This window comes from Pseudomonas sp. 34 E 7 (assembly GCF_900005715.1).
Lineage (GTDB): Bacteria > Pseudomonadota > Gammaproteobacteria > Pseudomonadales > Pseudomonadaceae > Aquipseudomonas > Aquipseudomonas orientalis_A.
On sequence record NZ_CVTX01000185.1, the window covers coordinates 122,484 to 147,887 of the forward strand.

The window sequence follows — 25,404 nt, forward strand, 5'->3', positions numbered from 1 at the left end:
CAGCAGCGGCCCATTTGTACACTGGCCCCGAGACCTTTGGCAATGCGCAGGGGCGCCTGTGGCGCGTGTTGCGTCGGTTTACGGCGCTTGCAGGAGGTTTCTGAAACATTTGCTCACGTTTAGCCATGCCCTGGCCTATAGCCGCCGATTCACCGCGCGAACGTTGCTGGCGCACCGCGTAGGTGCGGCCCATAGTTGAACAAAGCCCTTATAAAAGAGACTGGCCATGACCAAGACTCTCCATCACCGTGCCTGCCACCTGTGCGAAGCCATCTGCGGCCTGACCCTGCAAACCACCCGAGACGACGACGGCGGCCTGTCGATCACCTCAATCAAGGGTGACCCGCTGGACACGTTCAGTCGCGGGCACATCTGTCCCAAAGCCGTGGCATTGCAGGATATCCAGAATGATCCGGACCGCCTGCACCAGCCCATGTTGCGCGTGGGCAGCGAGTGGCAACCGATCCCGTGGGAAGACGCGTTTGCGCTGGTCGCCGAACGCCTTGCGGGCATCCAGGCCAGGCATGGGCAGAATGCGGTGGCGGTGTATCAAGGCAACCCCAGCGTGCACAACTACGGGTTGATGACCCACAGCAACTACTTTCTTGGCCTGCTGAAGACCCGTAACCGCTACTCCGCAACCTCGGTGGACCAACTGCCCCATCACCTCTCCAGTCACCTGATGTACGGCCATGGCCTGTTGCTGCCCATTCCGGACATCGACCACACCGACTTCATGTTGATCCTGGGTGGTAACCCGCTCGCCTCCAATGGCAGCATCATGACCGTGCCCGATGTTGAGAAGCGCCTCAAGGCGATTCAGGCCCGGGGTGGAAAAGTGGTGGTCGTCGACCCGCGCCGCAGTGAAACGGCGGCGATTGCCGATCAGCATCTGTTCGTGCGCCCCGGCGGCGATGCGGCCTTGTTGTTCGGGCTGCTCAACACGCTGTTTGCAGAAGGGTTGACCCGCGACAGCCATTTGCCGGTTGAGGGGCTGCAAAGTGTGCGCCAGGCGATCGCCGGGTTCACCGCCGAGGCCATGAGCCGTCAGTGCGCGGTGCCTGCCGAACAGATCCGCCAGTTGGCGCGTGACTTCGCCGCAGCGGACAAGGCGGTGTGTTACGGGCGCATGGGCGTCTCGACCCAGGCATTCGGCACGCTGTGTCATTGGCTGGTGCAGTTGATCAATCTGGTCACCGGCAATCTGGACCGCGTGGGCGGCGCCTTGTGTACCACGCCGGCGGTGGACCTGGTGGCGTCGACCGGAGGCGGGCATTTCAACCGCTGGCAAAGCCGCGTATCCGGGCGGCCTGAATACGGCGGCGAGCTGCCGGTGTCTGCCTTGGCCGAGGAAATGCTCACCGAAGGTGAGGGGCAAATCCGCGCCCTGGTGACGGTGGCCGGCAACCCGGTACTGTCGACGCCCAACGGCCGTCAGCTGGAGCAGGCGCTGGAGGGGTTGGAGTTCATGGTCAGTGTCGACCTCTACATCAACGAGACCACGCGCTATGCCGACCTGATCCTGCCGTCCACATCGGCATTGGAGAATGATCACTACGACACCACCTTCAATATGTTCGCGGTGCGCAATGTCACGCGCTTCAACCGCGCGATCCTGCCCAAGCCTGACGGTGCGCTGCACGACTGGGAAATTTTCGTCGGCCTGGCCAAGGCGTTTGCGGCGCATACCGGCGTGGTGCTCAAACCGACGATGCCGCCCGCGCAGATGATCGACTTTGGACTGCGCGCCGGGACTTACGGCGATGCCTCTGCGCACAAGCTGTCAGTGGCGATGCTGGCCGATCATCCCCATGGTGTTGACCTGGGGCCGCTCAAGCCCAACCTGGCCGAGCGGCTGAAAACCGTCGACGGCAAGGTGCAGGCGGCGCCGGCGGTGATCCTGGCTGACCTGGCGCGCTTTGCCGCGCAACCGCAACCGGCGGCTGACGAACTGCTGCTGATTGGCCGTCGCCATGTGCGCAGTAATAATTCCTGGATGCATAACTATCACCGACTGGTGAAGGGCAAACCGCGCCACCAACTGTTGATGCACCCCGACGACCTGGCCAGTCGGCAATTGAGCGACGGTCAGCGGGTGCGGGTCAGTTCGCGCATCGGCATGGTCGAAATCGAGGTGGTGGCCAGCACCGACATGATGCCAGGCGTGGTCAGCCTGCCCCACGGCTGGGGGCACGGGCGCCCGGGTGTGCAGATGAGCATCGCCAGCGGCCAGCCCGGGGCGAGTGCCAACGACTTGACCGACGAGCGGCAATTGGACGAGCTGTCGGGCAATGCGGCGCTCAACGGCGTACCGGTGAACGTTTCGGCAGCTTGAGGTTGGCTGTCGGCGCGCCCGAGCATCCAGCAGGTTTTTTGCGTTACAATGCGCCACCGTGCCGACCCGTGAGTCGCAAAGTTCCTGCAGAGGTGTTCCATGGATATCATCGAAACGATCAAAGAGCAGATTGCCAACAACACCATTCTGCTTTACATGAAAGGCGCGCCAAACGCTCCCCAGTGCGGTTTTTCCGCGAAGGCTTCCCAGGCTGTGATGCAGTGTGGCGAGAAGTTCGCTTACGTGGACATCCTGCAAAACCCTGAAATCCGCGCGAACCTGCCAAAGTACGCCAACTGGCCGACGTTCCCGCAGCTGTGGGTAGCCGGTGAACTGGTCGGCGGTAGCGACATCATCACTGAAATGGCAGCTGATGGCTCGTTGCAGGCGCTGATCAAAGACGCAGCAGCAAACGCGGCGGCCAAGACCGACGCTTGATTGGCTTGCAATAAAAAGCCCCGCTTCTCATCAGAGAGCGGGGCTTTTTTGTACCTGAACGCTTGGGGTTATTCGCCCATCTGCGATTGCAGGTAGTTTTCCAGGCTGACTTTGTCGATCAGGCCCAGTTGGGTTTCCAGCCAGTCGATGTGTTCTTCCTGGTCTTCAAGGATATCTTCCAGCAATTCGCGGCTGCCATAGTCGCCCGTGGCTTCGCAGTGAGCGATGGCGGCCTTGAGGTCGCTGTGGCTCTTGCGTTCAAAGCCCAGGTCGCTGCTGATCATTTCCTGGGTGTGCTCGCCGATATTCAGCTTGCCCAGGTCCTGCACGTTCGGCAGGCCTTCCAGGAACAGGATGCGTTTGATCAGCGCATCGGCGTCTTTCATGGCCTTGATCGATTCTTTGTATTCGCGCTTGCCCAGCTTTTCCAGGCCCCAATCGTCGTACATGCGTGCATGCAGAAAGTACTGATTGATCGCGACCAGTTCATTGGCAAGGATTTTGTTGAGTTGCTGGATGACTGAGATGTCGCCTTTCATGACTGGGGTCCTGCCCTGTAATAGCTGTGTATGGGCGGAGTTTGAGCGGCGACAATCCCGGTGTCAAACCTAAGTTATTGAATAATAAATGAAAATTAATCGGAATAAGAATGTTTGTGTTCCGCGTCTTGACGCTAACTAATTGAATTTCAGGCATAAAAAAACCGGACACAGGGTCCGGTTCTTTAAAACACGCCTATTTAAGCGTGTGTAAATTCTGCTGAATACGGTGCCGCAGCCTGGGCTGTCTGCAACTGCGTAAGGGTTTCCCGCACCACTTGCTTGGCGAGGCATGCGCATTTTCCACACTGGCTGGCAACGCCGGTGGTTTCACGCACTTCCTTGTAGCTGCAGCAACCTTCATAGATTGCTTCGCGGATTTGTCCGTCGGTGACGCCAGTACAGAGGCACACATACATAAGGAGAACCGTCGCGGGTTTAGGGCTTAAGTGCGATGGATCTTAATGTTAACGAGAATGATTGTCAAAATAGTTTCGTCGACTGTCCCTTGGGTATTGCCTGCGCGCTGACGAACGGTTTTTTCGGTGTATGATGGTCGGTCTTCACGAAGCGTGACCGCGTCACAGGTCTGTCGCCACTACACGGCAGACTCGACGCTGGTCCTGTTACTTCAATCGTCACCCCTTCATCAGGAGATATCCAATGAGCGTACTCGTCGGCAAACAAGCCCCGGATTTCGACGTACCTGCCGTCCTCGGCAATGGCGAAATCGTAGACAGCTTCAAACTGTCTGAAGCCATCAAAGGCAAATACGGCCTGGTGTTCTTCTACCCGCTGGACTTCACCTTTGTCTGCCCATCCGAGCTGATCGCTCTGGATCACCGCATGGACGATTTCAAGGCACGCAACGTTGAAGTGGTCGCCGTTTCCATCGACTCCCACTTCACCCACAATGCCTGGCGCAACACCGCCATCAACGATGGCGGCATCGGTAAAGTCAAATACACCATGGCTGCCGATATGAAGCACGATATCGCCAAGGCCTACGACGTAGAGTCCGAAGGCGGTGTGGCTTTCCGTGGCGCATTCCTGATCGACGACAAGGGCGTTGTGCGCTCGCAGATCATCAACGACCTGCCGCTGGGCCGTAACATGGAAGAGCTGATTCGTCTGGTCGACGCGCTGCAATTCCACGAAGAGCACGGCGAAGTCTGCCCTGCCAACTGGAAAAAAGGCGACAAAGGCATGACCGCTTCCACCGAAGGTGTGGCGGCTTACCTGACCGAGAACGCCGGCAAGCTGTAAGCCGGATTCAAGGTAGAAAAAAACCGGCCTGTGAGGGCCGGTTTTTTTATGGGCGGGGCGGTGCGACGATTCGACTTGCGCGTGATTGCGCAGTATCAGTCCATAAATACGTCACTGACACGCCGCAAGCCCTAATGCCATGTAGGAGCGAGCTTGCTCGCGAAAAACTCACAGGCACCGCGTTCATTCAGCAAGCACGCGTTATCGTTAACGTTTTTCGCGAGCAAGCTCGCTCCTACAGACCTGGCGGGACGAGTCTCAGTCGCTGAAGTCTTCCCAGCCACCCATCTGTTTCCAGCGATTGACGATGCCGCAGAACAGCTCGGCGGTCTTTTCGGTGTCGTAGCGCGCCGAATGAGCTTCGCGGCCGTCAAAGTCGATACCGGCGGCCTGGCAGGCTTTCGCCAGCACGGTCTGGCCATAGGCCAGGCCGGCGAGCGTGGCGGTGTCGAAACTGGAGAACGGATGAAACGGGTTGCGTTTCATGTCCAGCCGCGCCACGGCGGCGTTCAGGAAGCCCAGGTCGAAACTGCTGTTGTGCCCCACCAGGATCGCGCGCTTGCAGCCGTTGGCCTTCAGCGCCTTGCGTACGCCACGGAAGATGTCGGTCAGCGCCGCTTCTTCACTCACCGCCATGCGCAGCGGGTGATCAAGCTTGATGCCGGTGAACTCCAGGGCCGCTGCTTCGATGTTGGCCCCTTCAAACGGCTCGACGCGGAAGAAGTGGGTGTGATCCGGGTACACGAAGCCCTGCTCGTCCATGCCGATGGTGGTCGCGGCAATTTCCAGCAACGCGTCGGTGGCGCAATTGAAACCGCCGGTTTCTACATCGATAACGACAGGCAGGTAGCCTCGGAAACGCTCGGCCATCGGGTGGCGCGAACCGCCGCCACCGCCATGTTCCTGGTCTTCATCGTAATGGTCTTCACTCACTTGCTTTCCTCCAGCAGGCGCCAGCGCAGTGTTTCACCGGCGCGCAGCGGGATAACGGTCAGCTCGCCAAACGGCAGGCTGGCGGGGGCGGTCCAGTCTTCACGAACCAGGGTGATGCGGTCGGTATTGGCCGGCAGGCCATAGAAGCGCGGGCCGTTGAGGCTGGCGAAACCTTCAAGCTTGTCCAGGGCGTTGCGTTGTTCGAACGCTTCAGCGTACAGCTCGATGGCGGCAAACGCGGTGTAGCATCCCGCGCAACCGCAGGCGGCTTCCTTGGCGTGCTGGGCGTGGGGCGCGGAATCGGTGCCGAGGAAGAACTTCGGGTTGCCGCTGGTCGCGGCATCCAGCAACGCCACCTGGTGGGTGTTGCGCTTGAGGATCGGCAGGCAATAGAAGTGCGGCCGAATACCGCCCACCAACATGTGATTGCGGTTGTACAACAGGTGGTGTGCGGTGATGGTCGCGCCGACGTTGGCCGAAGCCTCGGTGACGAACTGCACGGCGTCTGCGGTGGTGATGTGTTCGAACACCACCTTGAGGGTCGGGAACAGCTCGACCACGCGGCGCATATGTTCGTCGATGAAGATCTTTTCGCGATCGAACACGTCGACATCGCCACGGGTGACTTCACCGTGGATCAACAGCGGCATGCCCACATCGGCCATGGCTTCGATGGCCGGCAGTATCTTGTCGATGCTGGTCACGCCGGAGTCGGAGTTGGTGGTCGCGCCGGCCGGGTACAGCTTGGCGGCGTGCACGAAACCGCTGGCCTTGGCCTCGCGAATCTCCGAAGGCTGGGTGCGGTCGGTGAGGTAGAGCACCATCAGCGGTTCGAAGCGGCTGCCGGCCGGTCGTGCAGCGAGGATACGCTGGCGATAGGCATCGGCTTGCTCGGCGTTACGCACCGGAGGTACCAGGTTAGGCATGATGATGGCGCGTCCAAAGGTGCGCGCGACATCGGCCACGGTGTGGGGTAACACAGCACCATCACGAAGATGTATATGCCAGTCGTCGGGACGCAGCAGGGTCAGGCGGTCGGACATTGGGGATTCCAGGCGGGTCAATCTGGTGGGAATGCTACCGGAAAAGACTCGTGCAGGCACTCGCTATCAAGTTTTGCAGGATGCAACCGATAGCACTGGGTATGCCTTAACGATGTATGACGCCTTGAAGTGTTGTAGAAACCAGTGGAGCCTCCCGTGCGCCAGCATTATCTAGCCCTGCTCAGTGTGTTCGCCAGCCTGCCCGCGATGGCCCTCACGTTCCAGACACGCCTGGAGAATATTGAGTGGAAAGTGGAGGGCGATCAGTTCGAGTGCCGCCTGACCCAGCCGATCACTGATTTCGGCTCGGGTGAGTTTGTGCGCCGGGCGGGCGAGCATGCGACCTTTCGCCTGAAAGCCTACAGTGGTTCGCTCGGTGCCGGCTCCGCCACGTTGCTGGCCGCCGCCGCGCCCTGGCAACCGGGTCGCGGTGACATCAACCTCGGTGCGGTACGCGTCGGCAGTGGTGATGTACTGTTCAACAGCTCCCAGGCCCAGGCCGGGCGTCTGTTCACCGGTTTGCTCGAAGGCCGCAGCCCGACCGTGCGGCACTACGGACGCGAAGGCGGTTATTCGGAAATTCGCCTGCTGCCGGTGAAATTCTCCAAGGCCTACAACGACTATCAGTTGTGTACTACCAAGCTGTTGCCGATGAACTACGATCAGGTTAAACAAACGGAAGTCGGTTTCCCCGGTGGTGGCATCGAACTGGATGCAGCGGCCCGGAAGAAACTGTCGGTCATTGTCGCGTTCATGAAAGCCGACCCTACGGTCAACCACATCGAGCTGAACGGCCATTCGGATAACAGCGGCAACCGCCTGACCAACCGTGATGTTTCACGACGCCGTGCCTTGGCGGTAGTGGACTACTTCAAGGCCAACGGCATCCCGGAATCCCAGATCACGATGCGTTTCCATGGTGAAAGCTACCCCTTGGCGCCCAACACCAACGCCGCCAATCGAGCGCGCAACCGTCGGGTCAACGTGCAGCTCGAACGCGTGGCGGCGCCCGAGAAACCGGCACCCCAGGCCGCAACTCCGAGCAACCCTGCTGCGACCTCGTAAGGCGCGGTCATCGGTCGCTCGTTCGACACAATCTGTCGCTTTATCTTCATTTGCTGTCGCGCCCCTGTAAATTCGCGGTTTTGATCGGTAGAATCGTTGCCTTTCCGTACAACCCCGTGGAGTGATGGCATGGCCGACGTAAACAAGGTCGTTCTCGCGTATTCCGGCGGCCTGGACACTTCGGTGATCCTCAAGTGGCTGCAGGATACTTATAACTGTGAAGTGGTGACATTCACCGCTGACCTGGGTCAGGGCGAAGAGGTCGAACCTGCACGTGCCAAGGCGCAAGCCATGGGCGTGAAAGAGATCTACATTGACGACCTGCGCGAAGAGTTCGTCCGCGATTTCGTTTATCCGATGTTTCGCGCCAACACCGTCTATGAAGGCGAGTACCTGCTCGGCACCTCCATTGCACGTCCGCTGATCGCCAAGCGCCTGATCGAAATCGCCAACGAAACCGGCGCCGATGCCATTTCCCATGGCGCCACCGGCAAGGGCAACGACCAGGTGCGTTTCGAACTGGGCGCCTACGCCCTCAAGCCCGGCGTGAAAGTGATTGCGCCGTGGCGTGAATGGGACCTGCTGTCCCGTGAAAAGCTGATGGATTACGCTGAAAAGCACGCGATCCCGATCGAGCGTCACGGCAAGAAGAAGTCCCCGTACTCGATGGATGCCAACTTGCTGCACATTTCCTATGAAGGCGGCGTGCTGGAAGACACCTGGACCGAACACGAAGAAGACATGTGGAAATGGACCGTCTCCCCGGAGAATGCTCCAGACAAGCCGCAGTATCTGGAACTGACCTACCGCAACGGTGACATCGTCGCGCTGGATGGTGTCGAGATGACACCCGCCACCGTGCTGGCGACCCTGAACCGTATCGGGGGCGAACACGGCATCGGTCGTCTCGACATCGTCGAGAACCGTTACGTCGGCATGAAGTCCCGTGGCTGCTACGAAACACCGGGCGGCACCATCATGTTGCGTGCTCACCGCGCCATCGAGTCCATTACCCTGGACCGTGAAGTGGCCCACCTCAAAGATGAGCTGATGCCCAAGTATGCCAGCCTGATTTATACCGGCTATTGGTGGAGCCCTGAGCGCCTGATGCTGCAGCAGATGATCGACGCCTCCCAGGCCCACGTGAACGGCGTGGTGCGCCTGAAGCTGTACAAGGGCAATGTGATCGTGACCGGTCGCAAGTCCGATGAGTCACTGTTTGACGCCAACATCGCGACCTTCGAGGAAGATGGCGGTGCCTACAACCAGGCGGACGCGGCCGGCTTCATCAAGTTGAACGCCTTGCGCATGCGCATCGCGGCCAACAAGGGACGCAAGTTGTTCTGAGTGTTTGCTTGTTGTGAAAAAGGCCCCTTATGCAAGGGGCTTTTTTTTGCTCTGAATATACCCATACAAACATTAATCAGGTGTGAGCAACGTTTAAAAATGTTTGGTATGTGTTTAAGCGTTTTATTCAAGTCTTTCGAGATTTTTTCAGTTTCAGAAATCTACTCTCCTACGGAAAGGTTTTTTACATCTAGACAGGAACCATGTCTTACAGAAAATTCACTCATATAGGCGCAAAGGATCTGTAATTTGTGGAATTTTCTGTAGGAAAATTGGATGTATATAAATATGTTAAATGGAACTGAAGCTGACGGGGTTTTTTCAGCCCTTTGTATAAGCCGCAACGGTAAGCAAGGGGTATTTCCTGAGAGCGCTGTGCGCAACGTTTACGGCATAGGCCTCGGGATGAGGATATTTCACTCAAAATATGTACGAGCAGGGAAAGGTCTGAAGGGTTCCATAAAGCCCAATACACTAAAGTTGGCGAATTTTTGTAGGCTAATTCCTTTCTTGTTGTGGGTTGGGTCTCTGCCTGCTGTTGCTCGGGGGGGCACGCTATGCCAACTAGCAGGCGACTAGGCTATTGTGCTTTCTCTAAATAATTCGAACAGCGAAATTGGACTTTCTCATGAATAAAGTGCTGATCGTGGATGATCATCCCGTCATTCGGCTAGCTGTGCGCATGCTAATGGAGCGTCATGGTTATGAGGTTGTTGCCGAGACTGATAACGGTGTCGATGCGCTGCAACTTGCGCGGGAACATATGCCGGATATTGTCATATTGGATATTGGAATCCCCAAACTCGATGGCCTTGAAGTTATTTGCCGGCTGGCCTCGACCAAGCAAGCCGTGTCGTTCAAGGTGCTGGTGCTGACGTCCCAGGCACCTGGTCATTTTTCCATGCGTTGCATGCAGGCCGGTGCCGCCGGCTACGTGTGCAAGCAACAGGACCTGACCGAGTTGTTGAGCGCCATCAAGGCGGTGCTTTCCGGCTACAGCTACTTCCCGAACCAGGCGCTCAACTCGGTGCGGTCCACCATGGGCAACGCCAGTGAGGCTGACATGGTCGAACGTTTATCGGGGCGGGAGATGATGGTGCTGCAACAGCTGGCCCGTGGCAAAACCAACAAGGAGATTGCCGACGGTATGTTCCTGAGCAACAAGACCGTCAGCACCTATAAGACGCGCCTGCTGCTGAAGCTCAATGCCCGGTCACTCGTCGACCTGATAGAGCTGGCCCAGCGCAATGGCTTGGTGTGAGGAGGAGGGGGCGTTCACCCTTCTGACACCGCTGTAAGATCCGGCACAAAAAAGCCTCCGTCAGGGAGGCTTCCGGCTGGCTGTCGGATGGTCAGAGGTCGAAGTCGTAATCGGCCAATTGTTTTTGCAAGCGTCGCTCTTCCAGAAGGTTGTCGATAATCAGGCGTTTGCTCAAATTGGTCTTGGCCACCTCCGGGACAGGCGCTGGCGCCTCATCGTCTTCCAGCTCCACCGGTTCGTCATCTACTTCCAGTTGTTCTTTGCCAGTGCTCATAAGGTTCACTCCAGGCTAAGACTGCCATTGGCGCTCCTTATAGCGATAAACCACGGACGCGTAAAAAAGATTTTTTCAATCGATTCATAGGCAAAACCCGACAACCCTCAATCGTCGGAGGTCTTGTCCTTGTATTCACATAGATCTTCGATCCGACAACTGCCGCACCGAGGCTTGCGCGCCTGGCAAACATAGCGCCCGTGAAGAATCAGCCAGTGATGGGAATCGAGCAGATAGGGCTTGGGCACGAACTTCATAAGCTGTTTCTCGACCTCCACCACATTTTTTCCGCGAGCGATGCCGGTACGGTTGCTGACGCGAAAAATATGCGTATCCACCGCCATGGTGAGCTGCCGGAACGCCGTATTGAGTACAACGTTGGCGGTCTTGCGGCCCACGCCGGGTAACGCTTCGAGGGCTTCGCGGGTTTGCGGTACTTCGCTGGCGTGCAGTTCCATGAGCAGGCGGCACGTCTCGATCACGTTCTTGGCCTTGCTGTTGTACAAGCCGATGGTCTTGATGTACGCCGATAACCCTTCCACACCCAGGGCATAAATCGTCTCCGGCGTATTGGCCACCGGAAACAGCTTGGCCGTGGCCTTATTGACGCCGACATCTGTGGATTGGGCCGACAGGATCACGGCGATCAGCAGCTCGAACGGCGAGGAGTAGGCCAGTTCGGTCTTGGGTTCCGGATTGTCTTCGTGAAACCTGCGGAAAATTTCCAGGCGTTTTGCAGCGTTCATAGGGAGGGACGTTTCCTTGCAGGCTATCGACGTAATTGTAGCAATACACAACGCAGCGTCGGTTGTGGGTCAGGCGTTACCGTTGGCGCTGGCGTCGCAAGTGGCCTGGGCGTCCTGCAGCGTCTGCTCGGCGGCGTCCAGCGCGGCACTCAAGTTTGCCAGTTGCTGTTCGTCAGCCTGTTGATCCTGGGCCTTTTTCAATGCTGCCCGGCGCATTGCCAGTTGGATCTTCGCGCGCTTGAGTTCAGCGCTTTTGCTTGTCGGCAGCGGTGGCGGGACGTTGACCTCCAGCGCGGCAAGCGCCTGCTCCGAGGCTTCGAACTGCCTTTGCAGGACAATCAATTGTGACTGTTGCTCAAAGGTCGGGGGGTGGCCAAACGCCTTCAGGGATTTGTGCAACTGCGCACGGCTCATGGCGACACTGATTTTGGCTTGCTTGATTGCTGCATCCTGAGCGGCCTGATGGCTATCGGCTGATGCCGCTGCCACGGGCGCAATGCGCTTGGCCCGCGCCACGCGTTCGGCGTGTTTGCAGGCTTGCTCACGTTGCAGGCGTGCGGTGCGCTGTTCGAAACGCCGACGTGCCCGGTCGCGTTTAAGGCCACGTTCGCGCCGCTCGTCATCGCTGCGCGCCAGGTCGCCCACAATCGGCAGGACTTCAGCAAGTGGGCGCATCTCGATGCAGTCGACAGGGCAGGGCGCGACGCACAGGTCGCAACCGGTGCACTCGTCGATGATGACTGTGTGCATCAACTTGGCGGCGCCAATGATGGCGTCCACCGGGCAAGCCTGGATGCATTTGGTGCAACCGATGCATTCAGCCTCACGGATGTAGGCGATCTGGGCCGGCGCGTCGCCGCGGCTCGTATCCAGGGCCGGCACCGGCACGCGCAGCAATTGCGCAAGCCCGGCGATGGTTTCCTGGCCTCCGGGCGGGCACTTGTTGATCGCCTCGCCGTTAGCAATGCCTTCGGCGTAAGGCTTGCAGCCCGGGTGCCCGCACTTGCCGCATTGAGTCTGCGGTAGCAGCGCGTCGATACGTTGAATCAGGTTCATGCTTTGATCATTGCGTTGACGCCCGGCCCGCCGATGTGGGCGGGCTGAAAAGCCCCAACGTCGAAACGCCGGGGCATCCTGCAGGGGTTACTTGATGCGTTGACCTGGCTTGGCGCCGCTGTCCGGGCTGAGCAGATAGATTTCTGCGCCGCCAGGACCGGCCGCCATCACCATGCCTTCAGAGATACCGAATTTCATTTTTCGTGGCTTGAGGTTGGCGATCATCATGGTCAGGCGACCATCGAGCTTGGACGGGTCCGGGTAAGCGCTCTTGATGCCGGAGAACACATTGCGTTGCTCGCCGCCCAGATCCAGGGTCAGGCGCAACAGCTTGTCGGCGCCTTCCACGGCTTCGGCCTTGACGATCAGTGCAACCCGCAGGTCCACGGCGGCGAAAGCGTCGAACTCGATTTCCTCGGAAATAGGGTCTTTGGCCAACTCGCTGTAATCAGCTGGCGCGGTCGAGCCGGTATCGGTCTGGCTGGCGACGAGGTCTTCTTTGGAAGCGTCGGTCATGGCCTGGACTTTCACCGGGTCGATGCGGGTCATCAATGGCTTGAACGCGTTCAACTGATGGTTGCCGAGCAGCGTGGCGTGGTCGTTCCAGGTCAGCGGCGCGACGTTGAGGAACGCCTCTGCATCGGCGGCCAGCAGCGGCAGCACCGGCTTGAGGAAGATCACCAACTGACGGAACAGATTGACGCCCGTGGCGCAGATCGCCTGGACCTCAGCTTCCTTGCCTTCCTGCTTGTTCAGCGACCATGGCGCCTTGTCGGCAATCCAGGCGTTGGCGCGGTCGGCCAGGCCCATGATTTCGCGCATGGCGCGGGCAAAATCGCGGGCTTCATAGGCGTCGGCGATACTCGGCGCGGCGGCCAGGAAGGCATCGGTCAGTTCCGGCGCGGCGTTTTCAGCGACCAGCACACCCGCATTGCCCTTGTGGATAAAACCGGCACAACGGCTGGCGATATTGACCACTTTGCCGACCAGGTCCGAGTTGACCTTCTGAATGAAGTCTTCCAGGTTCAGGTCGAGGTCGTCGACGCCACGGCCCAGCTTGGACGCATAGTAGTAACGCAAATATTCCGGCGACAGATGGTCCAGGTAGGTGCGCGCCTTGATGAAGGTGCCGCGGGACTTGGACATCTTCTGCCCGTTCACCGTCAGGTAGCCGTGCACGGCAATGCCGGTCGGCTTGCGGTAGCCCGAACCTTCGAGCATTGCCGGCCAGAACAGCGCGTGGAAGTTGACGATGTCCTTGCCGATGAAGTGGTACAGCTCGGCAGTGGAATCCTTGCCCCAGAACGCATCGAAGTCCAGCGCCGGTGTGCGGTCGCAGAGGTTCTTGAAGCTGGCCATGTAGCCGATCGGCGCGTCCAGCCAGACATAGAAGTACTTGCCCGGCTCGCCCGGAATTTCAAAGCCGAAGTACGGCGCATCGCGGGAAATGTCCCACTGTTGCAGGCCGGCATCCAGCCATTCGGCGATCTTGTTGGCCACGGCATCCTGCAAGGCGCCGCTACGGGTCCAGGTTTGCAGCATCTGCTGGAAATCCGGGAGCTTGAAGAAGAAGTGCTGGGAATCCTTGAGTACCGGGGTAGCGCCGGAGATGGCCGACTTCGGGTTCTTCAGGTCGGTGGGTGCATAGGTGGCACCGCATTTCTCACAGTTGTCGCCGTACTGGTCGTCGGTGCCGCATTTCGGGCAGGTGCCCTTGATGAAGCGATCGGCCAGGAACATTTTCTTTTCCGGGTCGAAATACTGGGTGATCGAGCGCGTGGCAATGTGCCCGGCGTCTTTCAATCGCAGGTAGATCTGGCTCGAAAGCTCACGATTTTCGTCGGAGTGGGTCGAATGGAAGTTGTCGAACTCCACCAGGAACTCGGCAAAGTCGGCGCTGTGTTCAGCCTGCACATTGGCGATCAGTTGTTCCGGGGTGATGCCTTCCTTTTCGGCGCGCAACATGATGGCCGAACCGTGGGCGTCGTCCGCGCAGACATAAATGCATTGATTGCCGCGATGCTTCTGGAAGCGCACCCACATATCGGTCTGGATGTACTCAAGCATATGGCCAAGATGGATGGAACCATTGGCATAGGGCAGGGCGCTGGTGACGAGGATCTTGCGTGGCTCGGACATGGGGCTCGGCTACTTGATGAAACGGAGGTCGGCCACTATAAAGCGCCGGGAAATTTATTTCACCCCGTGGTGCTGTTTCAGCATCTTCCGATCCTGCGAAAGCATGCCGCTGGTGGCCTGGAACGGTTAGGATAGCCGCCTGTTTCAGTCAGTCTTTTTCGGGAGTTGCCCATGAGCGCCGTCAATCGCGCAGCGGTGGAAGCCGTCCTTCGCCAGTACACCGACCCCTATTTGAACCAGGACCCGGTCAGTGCCGGCTGTGTGCGGGCCATCGAGGTACAGGCTGACCAGGTATCGGTCCAGCTGGAGCTGGGCTACGCCGCCGGCCTGTTCAAAAACGGCTGGGCGCAGATGCTGCAAATGGCCATCGAAGGCCTCGACGGCGTGCGCTCGGCCAAGGTCGACATCCGATGTGTGATCGCCTCGCACAAGGCCCAGGCACAGATCCCTGGCCTGGCCAACGTCAAGAACGTGATCGCCGTGGCATCGGGCAAGGGCGGGGTGGGTAAATCCACCACCGCCGCCAACCTGGCCCTGGCCCTGGCCCGTGAAGGTGCCCGCGTGGGCATCCTCGACGCCGATATCTATGGCCCGAGCCAGGGTGTGATGTTCGGCATTGCCGAAGGCACACGACCCAAGGTCAAGGACCAGAAGTGGTTTGTGCCGATCGAGTCCCTGGGCGTGGAAGTGATGTCCATGGCGTTCCTGACCGATGACAACACGCCCATGGTCTGGCGCGGGCCGATGGTTTCCGGGGCGCTGCTGCAATTGGTCACCCAGACGGCCTGGGGCGACCTGGACTACCTGGTGATCGACATGCCACCCGGTACCGGCGATATCCAGTTGACCCTGGCGCAGAAAGTCCCGGTGGCCGGCTCGGTGATCGTCACTACGCCGCAGGACCTGGCATTGCTGGACGCGAAGAAAGGCGTGGAGATGTTCCGTAAGGTCAACATTCCGGTGCTGGGCGTGGTGGAAAACATGGCGGTGCACATCTGCTCAAACTGTGGCCATGCCGAACATCTCTTCGGCGAGGGCGGTGGCGAGAAGCTGGCGACTCAATACGGCGTCGAACTGCTGGCCTCGTTGCCGCTGTCGATGTCTATCCGCGAACAGGCCGATGGCGGCAAGCCCACCGTGGCTGCCGAGCCCGATGGCCAGATTGCCATGGTGTATCAGGAACTGGCCCGCCATGTGGGCGCGCGGATAGTCCTGCAGGAGGCAAGCAGTCCCGCGATGCCGACGATCACCGTCAGCGACGACTGAATCGCGATGTAGGAACAGTACCGCACAGGTTTGTGACGCTCTTTTCCCAATAAGTCGTGTAAGCATTCGCTTACCGTCATGTAGGTATTCGGTTTTTTTACCGGGAATGAGCGTCTCGAATCTACGAGCGATATTTCTAACTCTTTGAAATAAAACAATTATTTAATGTCACTCGAGCATCGCCGATTGGTCTCCATCCGTTTGGATCCCGTTGAACTTATCTTGGGAGGCTCTAACATCAGCCCTGTGTCCACGGATTGGCACAGCCACCAGGGAACGGTGGTTTGAAGGAATGTCGCAGGATGCGATTCATCAGGACGATGAAAAGGATTAAAGGGACTAGGGAAAAAATGTGGGCGGGTCATACCGCCCCTTTTTTCGCCTGTAGAAAAGTGAAAGCGGCTACACGAAAACGCAAAAAAGGCCCGCAAGGGGCCTTTTTTTTGGCAACGACGCTGCTATCAGCGTTCGAGGTCTGCAATCTTGCCGGGTTTGCCATCCCATTCTTCCGCATCGGGCAGAGCATCCTTTCTTTCCGTGATGTTCGGCCAGATATCCGCCAGCTCGGCATTCAACTCAATGAAGTTTTCCATACCCGCAGGTACTTCATCCTCAGAGAAGATGGCGTTAGCCGGGCATTCTGGTTCACACAGGGCGCAGTCAATGCACTCGTCCGGGTGGATGACCAGGAAGTTCGGGCCTTCGTAGAAGCAGTCCACCGGACACACTTCTACGCAGTCGGTGTACTTGCACTTGATGCAGTTGTCGGTGACGACGAAGGTCATTTCTAATTTTCTCCTCAGGCGGCGGCAGCGAAACCCTGTGTGGCAGGGCTCGCGAGGTTCGGGAGCGATAGTCTGCGGGCCAGGCTAAAAGCCCGCAGCATCCCAAACCGCGCGAGAGTCTACCAGCTTGCACGCGTGTGCGTTATATCCGAGTCTTCAGTGCATATAACATTTCGAGCGCTTTACGCGGCGTCACGTCGTCCAGGTCAAGCTTGGCCAGCTCATCGAGTACCGGATGGGGCAGGCTGGCGAACAGGTCGCTCTGGTGCGGCGCGGCGGGTTTCCTGCTGGCCTTGGCAGGGCTGGCGACCACGGTTTCATGGGGCAGGGCCGTGGTTTCCAGGCGGCTCAGGTGCTCGCGGGCGCGAGTGATGACATCATTGGGCACGCCGGCCAACTGCGCGACCGCCAAGCCATAACTCTGGCTGGCCGGGCCCGGCAGCACGTGGTGCAGGAACACGATGCGTTCGTTGTGCTCGGTGGCATTGAGGTGCACGTTGGCTACCAGCGGCTCGCTTTCCGGTAACACCGTCAGTTCGAAGTAGTGGGTGGCAAACAACGTATAGGCGCGCAAATGTGCCAGACGCTCGGCCGCCGCCCATGCCAGCGACAGGCCGTCAAACGTACTGGTGCCGCGACCCACTTCGTCCATCAACACCAGGCTGCGGTCGGTGGCGTTATGCAGGATGTTCGCGGTCTCGCTCATCTCCACCATAAACGTCGAGCGCCCACCGGCCAGGTCGTCGCTGGAACCGATCCGGGTGAAAATCCGGTCCACCAGGGACAGTTCGCAACTGGCCGCCGGCACGAAGCTGCCGATGTGGGCCAGCAACACGATCAGCGCGGTCTGGCGCATATAGGTGGATTTACCACCCATGTTCGGGCCGGTAATCACCAGCATGCGAGTGTCGTCGTCCAGCGACAGGTCGTTGGCGACGAATGGCGTGGTCAACACCTGCTCCACCACCGGGTGGCGCCCTTGCACGATGCGCATGCACGGCTCGCTGACAAAGCGCGGGCAGTTGAGGTCCAGGTTCAGCGCACGTTCGGCCAGGTTGCTCAGCACGTCCAGTTCCGCCAGGGCGGCTGCGGTGTCCTGCAGCGGCGCCAGGCGGCTGATCAAGTCCTCGAGCAAGGCTTCATAGAGCATTTTTTCCCGCGCCAGGGCGCGGCTTTTGGCCGACAATGCCTTGTCTTCGAACGCTTTGAGCTCCGGGGTGATAAAGCGCTCGGCGCCCTTGAGCGTCTGGCGGCGTTGATAGTCGATAGGCGCCGACTCCGCCTGCTTGCTCGGCAGCTCAATAAAATAGCCATGCACGCGGTTGTAGCCGACCTTCAGGTTGGCCAGCCCGGTGCGGGCTTTTTCGCGGGCCTCCAGGTCGATCAGGAACTGGCCGGCGTTTTCGCTCAGCGATTGCAGCTCATCCAGCTCGCTGTCATAGCCGGTTTTCAGCACACCGCCATCACGGATGATCGCTGGCGGGTTGTCGATGATGGCCTTTTCCAGCAGCGCCGCGAGGTCCGGGTAAGTGCCGGCGGTGACTGCAAGCTGTTGCAGGTGTGGCGTGTCCAGTTCGGTCATCGCGACTTGCAACTGGGGGAGGGCACTCAAGGCATCACGCAGGCGCGCCAGGTCACGAGGCCGCGCGTTACGCAGGCCGATCCGCGCGAGGATGCGCTCGATATCGCCGATTTCCTTCAGTTGCGGCTGCAGCTTTTCAAAGCGATAGCCGTCAAGCAGGCAGGTAATGGAAGTCTGACGTGCTTGGAGGACGGTCAAATCCCGCAGCGGACGGTTCAACCAACGGGTCAGCAAGCGGCTGCCCATGGCCGTCTGGCAGCGGTCGACCACCGATTGCAGCGTGTTGTCACGCCCGCCCGCCAGGTTGGTATCCAGTTCCAGGTTGCGACGGCTGGCGCCATCCAGTACCACGGTATCATCCAGCCGCTCATGCCGCAGGCTGCGCAAGTGCGGCAGGGCCGTGCGCTGGGTTTCCTTGGCGTAGCTGAGCAGGCAGCCGGCAGCGCCGATGGCCAGGGTCAGGGTTTCGCAACCGAAGCCTTTAAGGTCCTGCACCGAGAACTGCTGGCACAGACTTTTCAGCGCCGAATCACGCTCAAAATCCCACGGCGCACGACGTTTAGTCCCACGGCGCTTCTCTGCCGGCAAGTCCTTGGGCCAATCATCCGGAATCAACAACTCCACCGGATTGATACGCTCCAGCTCCGCCAGCAGGTTCTCCCAGCCCTTGATCTCCAGCACGCTGAAATTGCCGCTGGTGATATCCAGCACCGACAGGCCGAACAGACGCTCATCGCCCAACACCGCAGCGATCAGGTTATCGCGCCGCTCATCCAGCAGCGCCTCATCACTCACCGTGCCCGGCGTAATAATGCGCACCACCTGCCGTTCCACCGGCCCCTTACTGGTGGCCGGGTCGCCGATCTGCTCACAGATCACCACCGACTCGCCCAGCTTCACCAACTTGACCAGATAACCTTCCAACGAATGGTAAGGAATCCCACACATCGGAATCGACTGCCCCGCCGACTGCCCGCGCGCGGTCAGGGTGATGTCCAGCAGCTTGGCGGCCTTCTTCGCGTCTTCGTAGAAGATCTCGTAGAAGTCGCCCATGCGGTAGAACATCAACTGATCAGGGTGCTGGTTTTTCAGGCGCCAATACTGCTGCATCATTGGCGTGTGGGAGGACAGATCGGAGGTGTTTTTACTCATTGGGTAGTAGGCAAATTCGTTGAAAGTGATGGGGCAAAGGGGGCGCTTGGCCCAGCATTTTTTGCAATGGGCGCAAGGTTAACACGCGAGGTCGGGGGTTCGCAGGTTGCAAACGGCCAGGTAGAAATAGAAGAAGGGCGCAGCGCGTTCATTCAAATACACCGCCCCCTTCTTTTTATCGGCCCTTACGGAATGTTGTTGGGGGAATCCAACACCTTCACCACATCATCAATCACCGCCTTGACCATCTCCTGCAAGTAATGCGACGCCCATGCGTAACGGTCCGTCTCCTTGGTCATCGCCGCATCTTCTGCGAGCAGCTTGGCGACATGGAGAAGATCGGAGGCGTGATGCAAGGCTTCCTGCAGGGAAACACCGCTGTTGACGCGGAATAGAGGCTGGTCGGAGTGAAAGGAGAAGGGGGTGACGCCGAGGGTGGTTAACGCAGGCGGATTTGTAGCAGTCATCGGTAAAACTCCCATATCAAGTGAGAGCTACCACGTTCGTTCTCAGGCGAATGGGTGGCAGCTGTGCGCAGGCTGAGAAACCGGAGATACAGGAACCCGGCAGACCCGAAGGTCTCCCACGCACAGCCGCCATTGCACGAAATGATGGGCGAAAAAAAACGCCTGCAGATCGGGTTTGGGGGCGCTTTGCGCCTGCATCTTGCCGGGTTCTCAGGCCCGATCGCTGAATTGGCAGCGACGAATGGAAGGGTAGCGTGGTGATAGGGAGGGTGCAACTGGGAAAATTGTGTCCTGGAAATAGATGCGTCCACTTTTCTCCAGTAGGCACCATTGGCAAATCACGCCTCCTAGAACGATGTGGCAGGTAATGTCATGATTCGACTAGTTTGAATTTCGCAACCCGGAAACTTATGACGAGTACCCTGAAGTATCAGATTCTTGCTGGGCTACCAGGCGAAGGACCTCTTCCTTTACAGTTCAGCGCTACCGGCCAAGGGCACCATAGTGAAGGAGTCGTCATCAGGTTCTCGCCGGAGGCGATGCCTTCTTGGGTGGGGAATTTTCAACCGGGTTTTTGCCGCTTCAGTTGCGTTCTGGAGCTGGGTTCAACTTTCCATGTGATGATAGTTGCCGGTGGTCAGGGTTATATCGTGGACATTCGTAGCGGCGTTCTCTTGAAGCATTTCGGTGGGGATATCGAGTATTTGGTCAGCATTCCAGAATTAGACAGTGTTCTTGTTTCAAATGGGTTGTGGCTCAGGCTTGTTAAAGGCGAGGCTGAGGTCTGGTGCTCTGAGCACCTGTCTTTGGACGGGATTAGAAATATCCAAGTCTCGCTCGCGGATGGGATTATTACAGGGGAGGGATGGTATGTAGACGATTGCTGGTATCCGTTCAAAGTCTGCATCTCCTCGGGTGAGGCTACGGGAGGAGTTTTCGAGTCGCTTGACTTCAGCTAAGTCTATTTCTGCGTTTCTGAATGATTAGCTACCGGGCGCCCTGAAAGCAGTACGCGCCAAATCACCAAGCAGTAACACCGCCATAAACTCAGCGATTTATCGCTCTGATCACTCATTCTCTCCAGCGCCATTTTTACAACCCGTCACGGTGGGATAAGGCAGGCAGACCAGAATCATTTTATTCTTCGGTTCAAAACCATGATCAATCATGCAGCGTTGTGCCTTGGCTGTGCGCACGATGCTGGCGACGGCCAGGTTCGACCCCAGCGGTTTTGGGTATCCGCAGGCGTACATGACCGGTAGCGCTTCTTTATCGTTGACCAGTTGCACGGAGTGGTGCGTCGATGCGCCTACTTTACGCCAGGTGACCTGCATGTCTTCAAACCGGCCAGAATCGGGTTTTATCGGGTAGAAACCGTCATCATCTTTAAACGGCAAAGCCTCAAGCTCGGACACGCTTAGTGGACGACCTTTTTTTGCTTCAACGCAGGCCGGAGTGTCTTTCATGACATCACAGAACTCAAAACCGTCTTTACGCTTAAAACCCAGAAGTTGCATGCATTGAAACTGGAGTACCTGTTCATTTATGGGTAATTGAGTCAATGAGCCGCCTACAGGGTCACCACATTCCGCCATCGCAGCCTTAACATCATCGACGTTCGTGGAGGTACGCCGCCACTGTGTGAATTCAGCAGGTGGCGGACAGCCTGTGAGTAAAAGTACCGATGCGATCAATGCCGGGAGAGTGATGATCTGGCTTTTTCGCAGCATATTAATCCTTCAAAGTTGGAATTACCGCGCGGTTCAACAGGCTATCTGGATCTACGCCCACTTGCCGGAAACAACCCTCTGATCACCCCAAGAAACGCCGCAAACAAATTGATTGAAGTCGCCGTGGTGATGGCAATCAGCACGTTATCCGAGAACGGCGCCTTACCCGAGTAATACGTCGACCACCCATTCCACACCAGCAGCACCGCCCAGAAGATCACTCCGCAGGCAGCAAACCAGAACGCACGCCCCGCATATTTCTTGCGCAGTTGCCGTTCGGCCTTCTGGTCTTTGAGGTTCTGGTTTCTTTCATCATCGGTGCCTATGGCTTGCTCGCCACCGGCTTGTGAGTCCTGGTCGGGTCCTGCCTCGGGGGGTAGGGTGAGTTCCAGACTGTCGAGTTCTTCACTCACGGATGCGACTCTTGGGATGAATGAGTGCTGCCATGTCTTGCCAGTCGATGGCGGAACCGTCGGCGCCCTTGAGGGCCCAGGCTGTGCCGTTCTCGTGGGAAAGGTTGGACAGTTGGGTGCCTGACCATTTGCCGTATTTGCTGATGATCCGATCAATCAGGCGGTGGGCATAGGTGTCACTGTCGGGAATCCTCGGTGTTACGAAGATGATGTCTTCGTCGTCCGGCTTCAAATTGCTGAGCAGCGAAGTGACCGGACGGCTGCCGTAGGATTTCAACTCATGGTACAGCGACGGGATGACCGGGCCATATTGCCAGCGGGCGAAGTGGTCATCCATGAGCGGCTGATCCCGTTCACGCAGATGCCAGGACTGCGTGTAGAACAGCAGTTTTTGCAGCTTCATGGGCGTCAGGCCCGAAAGCTTGCCTTCCTTCGCGCGTTCAATGAAGGCGTTAGCGACAGCTAGCGCTGAATAAGCCATGAGCACCTCCGTCGTTGCTGGCCATGTTGTTCCAGAGTCTTATACATAGGCCCTGAATTGTCGATAAGCAAGGGCGCCTGTCCATCCGCTCGGTGTGGCATCAGGCTACCCTGCGGCGATATCAAGCGGTTCTGAATGATAGAAAGCAATTAACTGTTTGCATATACAGTATTTTGTTTCAATCTAAACAAAATTGTGTGTTTAATGCATAAATATGCAAATTAGCATTTGCCAACCTTCAAGACTCCCGTCAATATCCGCGTTATGCAAAAACGCAACGTTTCTATCGTCTTGAAAGAGCTGCTGGATCGCGATCGGATCTCCCCCACGGAGCTTCACCGACGCACCGGTGTGCCTCAATCCACACTGTCCCGGATCCTCAGCGGCAAGATCGTTGACCCGTCGGACAAACACATCTCTCGCATCGCCGAGTATTTCCGCGTCAGCACCGATCACCTGCGTGGGCGCGCCGGTGCCGGTATGGGTGCTTTGCGAGATGATGGGCGCGACCCGATGCATTCGGAGCTCAAGGACATAAGCCTGTGGGACGACGACACGCCCGTTAATGATGACGAGGTGTCGATCCCCTTTCTGCGCGAGGTTGAATTGGCTGCTGGATCAGGAAGATTCGTCATCGAGGAAAGTGAGAAAGCCAGCCTGCGCTTTGGAAAGCGCAGCCTTCGGCATAACGGCGTGCAGTTCGATCAGGCCAAATGCGTGACGGTGCGCGGCAACAGTATGTTGCCGGTGCTGCGCGATGGCGCGACGGTGGGGGTTAATGCCGGCAAGAGCGGGATTGGCGACATCGTCGATGGTGACCTGTATGCCATCAATCATAATGGCCAGCTACGGGTGAAACAGCTCTACCGTCTGCCTTCCGGGATTCGCCTGCGCAGCTTCAACCGTGATGAGCATCCGGATGAAGACTATAGCTTCCAGGATATTCAGGATGAGCAGATCAGCATCCTCGGTCATGTTTTCTGGTGGGGGATGTACGCCCGCTAACCTCATCGCGTAAGACGAAACCCGCCCATGAGCGGGTTTTTTTTCGCCTGCAGAACACCTCCAAACCCCGAGCACATAAGACTTTGAATGCGCCAATGCATATTTGCCGGAAAAATAAATGCATTGATGCATTGACTTTATATGCATACATGCATATTATTCATCTCAAGCCAGCCAACAAGGCCTGGTGGAGGCGGCAAGGATGCCGCCAAGGAAGACAAGGAAGGCACGCAACATCGGCAAGGACGCCATCGAAGCGGTGGCAGGGATGCCAGGCAACACCGGCAAGGATGCCGACGCTCTTTAGTTTCACCCAGCTTCAAAAACAGGCAGCGATGAACCGGCCTTAACGGTTCAGAGGGTTGGCAACTGACCCGGGTGTGCAGCGTAAAGCACCAGAAGCAGTTATCCGGCAGACAGGGATCGTGGTCGGAAAAACATTCAGGAAAGGACCGTACCGCGCCAGTAGCGCCGAAAGTCCGAGGACATCATTACTGAAAAGCCCGGGCTACCGGGCTTTTTGGAATGCCTACCTATCGAAGTGTGTGTAATTGAAAAACGGACTATTCAGTGCTCAGCCAGGAGGCGTGACATGACAAACGAACAACAAGCGTTAGCGGAAATGCCTATCTGGCTGGTGATCATATTGGCCTTGGTCGGCGGCGTTTCCGGAGAGATGTGGCGCGCCGACAAGGAGGGCGCCCGCGGCTGGTCGTTGATCCGCCGTCTGGCGCTCAGGTCCGGCGCGTGCATGGTCTGCGGGGTTTCGGCCCTGATGCTGTGTTATGCCGCCGGTATGTCGATCTGGACTGCCGGCGCCATTGGTTGCCTGACCGCCATGGCCGGCGCCGACGTGGCCATCGGCCTGTATGAGCGCTGGGCAGCCAAGCGCATCGGGATCAATGAAGGGTCTCGTCAGGACCCGCAGTAACCGCAAGGACGCTACCCAAATGACCCTTATCGAAAAGCCATCCCAACTACCCCAGGCTATCGGCGCGGCGCTGCATGCGGCCTACCCGGACCTCAAGGTCGGCAGCCACCGGGACTTCCAGAGTGACCTGGAGAATACCGGCGTCATGATCACGGTTGAAGGCAACGGTCCGGGCATTCGCTCCCGCGAAGGGCGCAAGGCCCATGTCCTGGCCATTTCGCTCAGGGCCATGGTTGCCCCCGGCGCATTGCCGTTCGATGCCTGTGACCTGGCCAGCCAACTGATGGACCTGGTGCTGGACAACCGTTGGAACCTGCCTCAGTCCCAGTGCGATTTGCCGACGAATATGGTCGCCGCTCCTTCTATGGTTTCCACCGTAGCGACGAACTACGACACCTGGACTGTTTCCTTCACTCAAACCCTCTATCTCGGGCCCGAATTACTCAACGATCCTACGGGCCAAGCGCTATTTGCCTGCACCTGGGACGTCTTGAACATCGATGACCCCGATCAATACAGACCACTGGCGGAGTAGCCCATGTTCGACGCGCTGTTACGCATGCAACTGGGGCCAATCGTCGAGCGGCTGGCGGAGATGGAGGCTCAGCTGGAGGACTTGTACCGCCGCGCTGAAAGCTTCTGCCGGATTGGCGTTTGCCAACAGGTCGACGCCGCCAGCAATACCTGCCGGGTCAGCCACGGTGAGTTGCTCACGCCGGCCATCCGCTTTTTCAACCCCAGCGCCGGTGCGCAAACCGAAACCCGTATTCCGTCCGTAGGCGAGCAATGTCTGTTGCTCAACTACGGCGGTGGGGAAGGGGGGGCGCAGTCCGTGGCTCTTTTCGGCCTCAACAGTAGTCTCTTTCCGCCAGTCTCGACGGTTCCCTCGGTGACCCGACGACGCCATCAAGACGGTACCCAAAGCGATTACGACGACGCCAGCCACACCTTCAACTGGGCCAACGGGCCGACGATGGTCACCGGTTCTCGCGAACAGGTCGACCTCAAGGTCGGCGCCGCCAGCCTGACCCTCAACCCGCAGGGCATCACCCTGCAAATCGGCGGCACCGCACTGTTGCTGGATGCCGGCGGTGCTCACTTCAGCGGCCCGGTGATAGACCACCAAGGTCGGGTCATCAGCCCCTGACAA

The 25,404-nt window shown here is 58.3% G+C and carries 26 protein-coding genes; 12 read left to right on the plus strand and 14 right to left on the minus strand.

What is annotated here, in order from left to right:
* The first annotated feature begins 226 nt into the window (after nucleotides 1-226).
* Both BFP96_RS25190 and grxD read left to right on the plus strand, forming a co-directional pair.
* Nucleotides 227-2,335, plus strand: a complete 2,109-nt coding sequence (locus BFP96_RS25190) for a molybdopterin oxidoreductase family protein (RefSeq protein ID WP_065937229.1) — start codon at nucleotides 227-229, stop codon at nucleotides 2,333-2,335.
* Between the two features lie 99 nt (nucleotides 2,336-2,434).
* Nucleotides 2,435-2,773: a Grx4 family monothiol glutaredoxin gene (gene grxD / locus BFP96_RS25195; protein ID WP_027604591.1), complete on the plus strand. Its 339-nt coding sequence runs from the start codon at nucleotides 2,435-2,437 to the stop codon at nucleotides 2,771-2,773.
* Nucleotides 2,774-2,841: 68 nt separating this feature from the next.
* On the opposite strand, the gene bfr is transcribed toward grxD, so the two are convergent.
* Both bfr and BFP96_RS29720 read right to left on the minus strand, forming a co-directional pair.
* On the minus strand, nucleotides 2,842-3,312 hold the full coding sequence (bfr, locus tag BFP96_RS25200) for a bacterioferritin (RefSeq protein WP_065891908.1): 471 nt from the start codon (nucleotides 3,310-3,312) through the stop codon (nucleotides 2,842-2,844).
* A gap of 200 nt (nucleotides 3,313-3,512) precedes the next feature.
* The gene (locus tag BFP96_RS29720; protein WP_083216687.1) at nucleotides 3,513-3,731 is read right to left on the minus strand and encodes a bacterioferritin-associated ferredoxin; all 219 of its coding nucleotides are present in this window, start codon (nucleotides 3,729-3,731) and stop codon (nucleotides 3,513-3,515) included.
* Between the two features lie 244 nt (nucleotides 3,732-3,975).
* On the opposite strand from BFP96_RS29720, the gene BFP96_RS25205 reads away from it, so the two are divergent.
* Complete coding sequence (locus BFP96_RS25205) at nucleotides 3,976-4,578, plus strand: peroxiredoxin (RefSeq protein ID WP_057724790.1); 603 nt, start codon at nucleotides 3,976-3,978, stop codon at nucleotides 4,576-4,578.
* A 258-nt stretch (nucleotides 4,579-4,836) separates the two neighbouring features.
* Here the strand turns inward: BFP96_RS25205 and rnt are convergent, their stop codons facing one another.
* Both rnt and pyrC read right to left on the minus strand, forming a co-directional pair.
* The gene (gene rnt / locus BFP96_RS25210; protein WP_065885999.1) at nucleotides 4,837-5,511 is read right to left on the minus strand and encodes a ribonuclease T; all 675 of its coding nucleotides are present in this window, start codon (nucleotides 5,509-5,511) and stop codon (nucleotides 4,837-4,839) included.
* Nucleotides 5,508-6,554 carry a dihydroorotase gene (pyrC, locus tag BFP96_RS25215; protein ID WP_065886000.1) on the minus strand — a complete coding sequence of 349 codons (1,047 nt, stop codon included), beginning with the start codon at nucleotides 6,552-6,554 and terminating at the stop codon, nucleotides 5,508-5,510. Before pyrC ends, rnt begins: the two co-directional genes overlap by 4 nt.
* 156 nt (nucleotides 6,555-6,710) lie before the next feature.
* Between pyrC and BFP96_RS25220 the strand changes: the two genes are divergently transcribed.
* The 3 genes from BFP96_RS25220 (at nucleotide 6,711) to BFP96_RS25230 (ending at nucleotide 10,227) form a co-directional block, all read left to right on the plus strand.
* The gene (locus BFP96_RS25220; protein ID WP_065891909.1) at nucleotides 6,711-7,619 is read left to right on the plus strand and encodes a flagellar protein MotY; all 909 of its coding nucleotides are present in this window, start codon (nucleotides 6,711-6,713) and stop codon (nucleotides 7,617-7,619) included.
* A 129-nt stretch (nucleotides 7,620-7,748) separates the two neighbouring features.
* Nucleotides 7,749-8,966: an argininosuccinate synthase gene (locus tag BFP96_RS25225; protein WP_065886002.1), complete on the plus strand. Its 1,218-nt coding sequence runs from the start codon at nucleotides 7,749-7,751 to the stop codon at nucleotides 8,964-8,966.
* Nucleotides 8,967-9,594: 628 nt separating this feature from the next.
* Complete coding sequence (locus tag BFP96_RS25230) at nucleotides 9,595-10,227, plus strand: response regulator transcription factor (protein ID WP_003188986.1); 633 nt, start codon at nucleotides 9,595-9,597, stop codon at nucleotides 10,225-10,227.
* 91 nt (nucleotides 10,228-10,318) lie between these two features.
* Here the strand turns inward: BFP96_RS25230 and BFP96_RS25235 are convergent, their stop codons facing one another.
* The 4 genes from BFP96_RS25235 to metG form a co-directional block, all read right to left on the minus strand.
* Nucleotides 10,319-10,501, minus strand: a complete 183-nt coding sequence (locus BFP96_RS25235) for a PA3496 family putative envelope integrity protein (protein ID WP_065898208.1) — start codon at nucleotides 10,499-10,501, stop codon at nucleotides 10,319-10,321.
* A gap of 107 nt (nucleotides 10,502-10,608) precedes the next feature.
* Nucleotides 10,609-11,247 (minus strand): endonuclease III, encoded by a 639-nt coding sequence (gene nth, locus BFP96_RS25240; protein WP_065891910.1) that lies wholly within the window; start codon nucleotides 11,245-11,247, stop codon nucleotides 10,609-10,611.
* A 69-nt stretch (nucleotides 11,248-11,316) separates the two neighbouring features.
* Nucleotides 11,317-12,303: an electron transport complex subunit RsxB gene (rsxB, locus tag BFP96_RS25245; protein ID WP_065937230.1), complete on the minus strand. Its 987-nt coding sequence runs from the start codon at nucleotides 12,301-12,303 to the stop codon at nucleotides 11,317-11,319.
* Nucleotides 12,304-12,390: 87 nt separating this feature from the next.
* A complete protein-coding gene (gene metG / locus BFP96_RS25250; protein WP_065937231.1) occupies nucleotides 12,391-14,442 on the minus strand; it encodes a methionine--tRNA ligase in 2,052 nt (683 codons plus the stop codon).
* A 171-nt stretch (nucleotides 14,443-14,613) separates the two neighbouring features.
* Between metG and apbC the strand changes: the two genes are divergently transcribed.
* Nucleotides 14,614-15,708 (plus strand): iron-sulfur cluster carrier protein ApbC, encoded by a 1,095-nt coding sequence (apbC, locus tag BFP96_RS25255; RefSeq protein WP_065898205.1) that lies wholly within the window; start codon nucleotides 14,614-14,616, stop codon nucleotides 15,706-15,708.
* Nucleotides 15,709-16,169: 461 nt separating this feature from the next.
* Here apbC and fdxA read toward each other — a convergent pair whose 3' ends face one another.
* The 3 genes from fdxA to BFP96_RS25270 all read right to left on the minus strand — a co-directional run bounded on the left by fdxA (nucleotide 16,170) and on the right by BFP96_RS25270 (nucleotide 19,694).
* Nucleotides 16,170-16,493 (minus strand): ferredoxin FdxA, encoded by a 324-nt coding sequence (fdxA, locus tag BFP96_RS25260; RefSeq protein ID WP_065886008.1) that lies wholly within the window; start codon nucleotides 16,491-16,493, stop codon nucleotides 16,170-16,172.
* Between the two features lie 142 nt (nucleotides 16,494-16,635).
* Nucleotides 16,636-19,227: a DNA mismatch repair protein MutS gene (mutS, locus tag BFP96_RS25265; RefSeq protein WP_057724799.1), complete on the minus strand. Its 2,592-nt coding sequence runs from the start codon at nucleotides 19,225-19,227 to the stop codon at nucleotides 16,636-16,638.
* A 185-nt stretch (nucleotides 19,228-19,412) separates the two neighbouring features.
* On the minus strand, nucleotides 19,413-19,694 hold the full coding sequence (locus BFP96_RS25270) for a DUF3077 domain-containing protein (RefSeq protein WP_065891914.1): 282 nt from the start codon (nucleotides 19,692-19,694) through the stop codon (nucleotides 19,413-19,415).
* A gap of 410 nt (nucleotides 19,695-20,104) precedes the next feature.
* Between BFP96_RS25270 and BFP96_RS25275 the strand changes: the two genes are divergently transcribed.
* Nucleotides 20,105-20,653, plus strand: coding sequence for a hypothetical protein (locus BFP96_RS25275; RefSeq protein ID WP_065937232.1), 549 nt, complete (start codon nucleotides 20,105-20,107; stop codon nucleotides 20,651-20,653).
* A gap of 108 nt (nucleotides 20,654-20,761) precedes the next feature.
* Here BFP96_RS25275 and BFP96_RS25280 read toward each other — a convergent pair whose 3' ends face one another.
* From BFP96_RS25280 to BFP96_RS25290, 3 genes are read right to left on the minus strand one after another with little or no spacing between them, the layout of a single operon-like run.
* Nucleotides 20,762-21,424 carry a hypothetical protein gene (locus BFP96_RS25280; protein WP_065937233.1) on the minus strand — a complete coding sequence of 221 codons (663 nt, stop codon included), beginning with the start codon at nucleotides 21,422-21,424 and terminating at the stop codon, nucleotides 20,762-20,764.
* Nucleotides 21,425-21,465: 41 nt separating this feature from the next.
* Nucleotides 21,466-21,837, minus strand: a complete 372-nt coding sequence (locus BFP96_RS25285) for a hypothetical protein (RefSeq protein WP_065886010.1) — start codon at nucleotides 21,835-21,837, stop codon at nucleotides 21,466-21,468.
* Nucleotides 21,830-22,318, minus strand: coding sequence for a Panacea domain-containing protein (locus tag BFP96_RS25290; RefSeq protein WP_065886011.1), 489 nt, complete (start codon nucleotides 22,316-22,318; stop codon nucleotides 21,830-21,832). The genes BFP96_RS25285 and BFP96_RS25290 overlap by 8 nt, the downstream gene beginning before the upstream one ends.
* A 255-nt stretch (nucleotides 22,319-22,573) precedes the next feature.
* Between BFP96_RS25290 and BFP96_RS25295 the strand changes: the two genes are divergently transcribed.
* The 4 genes from BFP96_RS25295 to BFP96_RS25310 all read left to right on the plus strand — a co-directional run bounded on the left by BFP96_RS25295 (nucleotide 22,574) and on the right by BFP96_RS25310 (nucleotide 25,401).
* Nucleotides 22,574-23,323: a LexA family transcriptional regulator gene (locus BFP96_RS25295; protein ID WP_170876040.1), complete on the plus strand. Its 750-nt coding sequence runs from the start codon at nucleotides 22,574-22,576 to the stop codon at nucleotides 23,321-23,323.
* Between the two features lie 592 nt (nucleotides 23,324-23,915).
* Nucleotides 23,916-24,254, plus strand: coding sequence for a phage holin family protein (locus tag BFP96_RS25300; RefSeq protein ID WP_065886012.1), 339 nt, complete (start codon nucleotides 23,916-23,918; stop codon nucleotides 24,252-24,254).
* Between the two features lie 19 nt (nucleotides 24,255-24,273).
* Nucleotides 24,274-24,789, plus strand: coding sequence for a hypothetical protein (locus tag BFP96_RS25305; RefSeq protein WP_065937234.1), 516 nt, complete (start codon nucleotides 24,274-24,276; stop codon nucleotides 24,787-24,789).
* A 3-nt stretch (nucleotides 24,790-24,792) separates the two neighbouring features.
* Nucleotides 24,793-25,401 (plus strand): phage baseplate assembly protein V, encoded by a 609-nt coding sequence (locus tag BFP96_RS25310; protein WP_065886014.1) that lies wholly within the window; start codon nucleotides 24,793-24,795, stop codon nucleotides 25,399-25,401.
* Nucleotides 25,402-25,404: the final 3 nt, after the last annotated feature.

Excerpts from the sequence above, each read along its gene's own strand:
- BFP96_RS25290 (WP_065886011.1), bottom strand. The coding sequence starts at position 22,318 with ATGGCTTATTCAGCGCTAGCTGTCGCTAACGCCTTCATTGAACGCGCG.
- metG (WP_065937231.1), bottom strand. The coding sequence starts at position 14,442 with ATGTCCGAGCCACGCAAGATCCTCGTCACCAGCGCCCTGCCCTATGCC.
- BFP96_RS29720 (WP_083216687.1), bottom strand. The coding sequence starts at position 3,731 with ATGTATGTGTGCCTCTGTACTGGCGTCACCGACGGACAAATCCGCGAA.
- pyrC (WP_065886000.1), bottom strand. The coding sequence starts at position 6,554 with ATGTCCGACCGCCTGACCCTGCTGCGTCCCGACGACTGGCATATACAT.
- apbC (WP_065898205.1), top strand. The coding sequence starts at position 14,614 with ATGAGCGCCGTCAATCGCGCAGCGGTGGAAGCCGTCCTTCGCCAGTAC.
- mutS (WP_057724799.1), bottom strand. The coding sequence starts at position 19,227 with ATGAGTAAAAACACCTCCGATCTGTCCTCCCACACGCCAATGATGCAG.
- fdxA (WP_065886008.1), bottom strand. The coding sequence starts at position 16,493 with ATGACCTTCGTCGTCACCGACAACTGCATCAAGTGCAAGTACACCGAC.
- grxD (WP_027604591.1), top strand. The coding sequence starts at position 2,435 with ATGGATATCATCGAAACGATCAAAGAGCAGATTGCCAACAACACCATT.
- BFP96_RS25235 (WP_065898208.1), bottom strand. The coding sequence starts at position 10,501 with ATGAGCACTGGCAAAGAACAACTGGAAGTAGATGACGAACCGGTGGAG.
- rsxB (WP_065937230.1), bottom strand. The coding sequence starts at position 12,303 with ATGAACCTGATTCAACGTATCGACGCGCTGCTACCGCAGACTCAATGC.
- BFP96_RS25190 (WP_065937229.1), top strand. The coding sequence starts at position 227 with ATGACCAAGACTCTCCATCACCGTGCCTGCCACCTGTGCGAAGCCATC.
- BFP96_RS25275 (WP_065937232.1), top strand. The coding sequence starts at position 20,105 with ATGACGAGTACCCTGAAGTATCAGATTCTTGCTGGGCTACCAGGCGAA.
- BFP96_RS25305 (WP_065937234.1), top strand. The coding sequence starts at position 24,274 with ATGACCCTTATCGAAAAGCCATCCCAACTACCCCAGGCTATCGGCGCG.
- bfr (WP_065891908.1), bottom strand. The coding sequence starts at position 3,312 with ATGAAAGGCGACATCTCAGTCATCCAGCAACTCAACAAAATCCTTGCC.
- BFP96_RS25225 (WP_065886002.1), top strand. The coding sequence starts at position 7,749 with ATGGCCGACGTAAACAAGGTCGTTCTCGCGTATTCCGGCGGCCTGGAC.
- nth (WP_065891910.1), bottom strand. The coding sequence starts at position 11,247 with ATGAACGCTGCAAAACGCCTGGAAATTTTCCGCAGGTTTCACGAAGAC.
- BFP96_RS25310 (WP_065886014.1), top strand. The coding sequence starts at position 24,793 with ATGTTCGACGCGCTGTTACGCATGCAACTGGGGCCAATCGTCGAGCGG.
- BFP96_RS25230 (WP_003188986.1), top strand. The coding sequence starts at position 9,595 with ATGAATAAAGTGCTGATCGTGGATGATCATCCCGTCATTCGGCTAGCT.
- BFP96_RS25300 (WP_065886012.1), top strand. The coding sequence starts at position 23,916 with ATGACAAACGAACAACAAGCGTTAGCGGAAATGCCTATCTGGCTGGTG.
- BFP96_RS25270 (WP_065891914.1), bottom strand. The coding sequence starts at position 19,694 with ATGACTGCTACAAATCCGCCTGCGTTAACCACCCTCGGCGTCACCCCC.
- BFP96_RS25280 (WP_065937233.1), bottom strand. The coding sequence starts at position 21,424 with ATGCTGCGAAAAAGCCAGATCATCACTCTCCCGGCATTGATCGCATCG.
- BFP96_RS25205 (WP_057724790.1), top strand. The coding sequence starts at position 3,976 with ATGAGCGTACTCGTCGGCAAACAAGCCCCGGATTTCGACGTACCTGCC.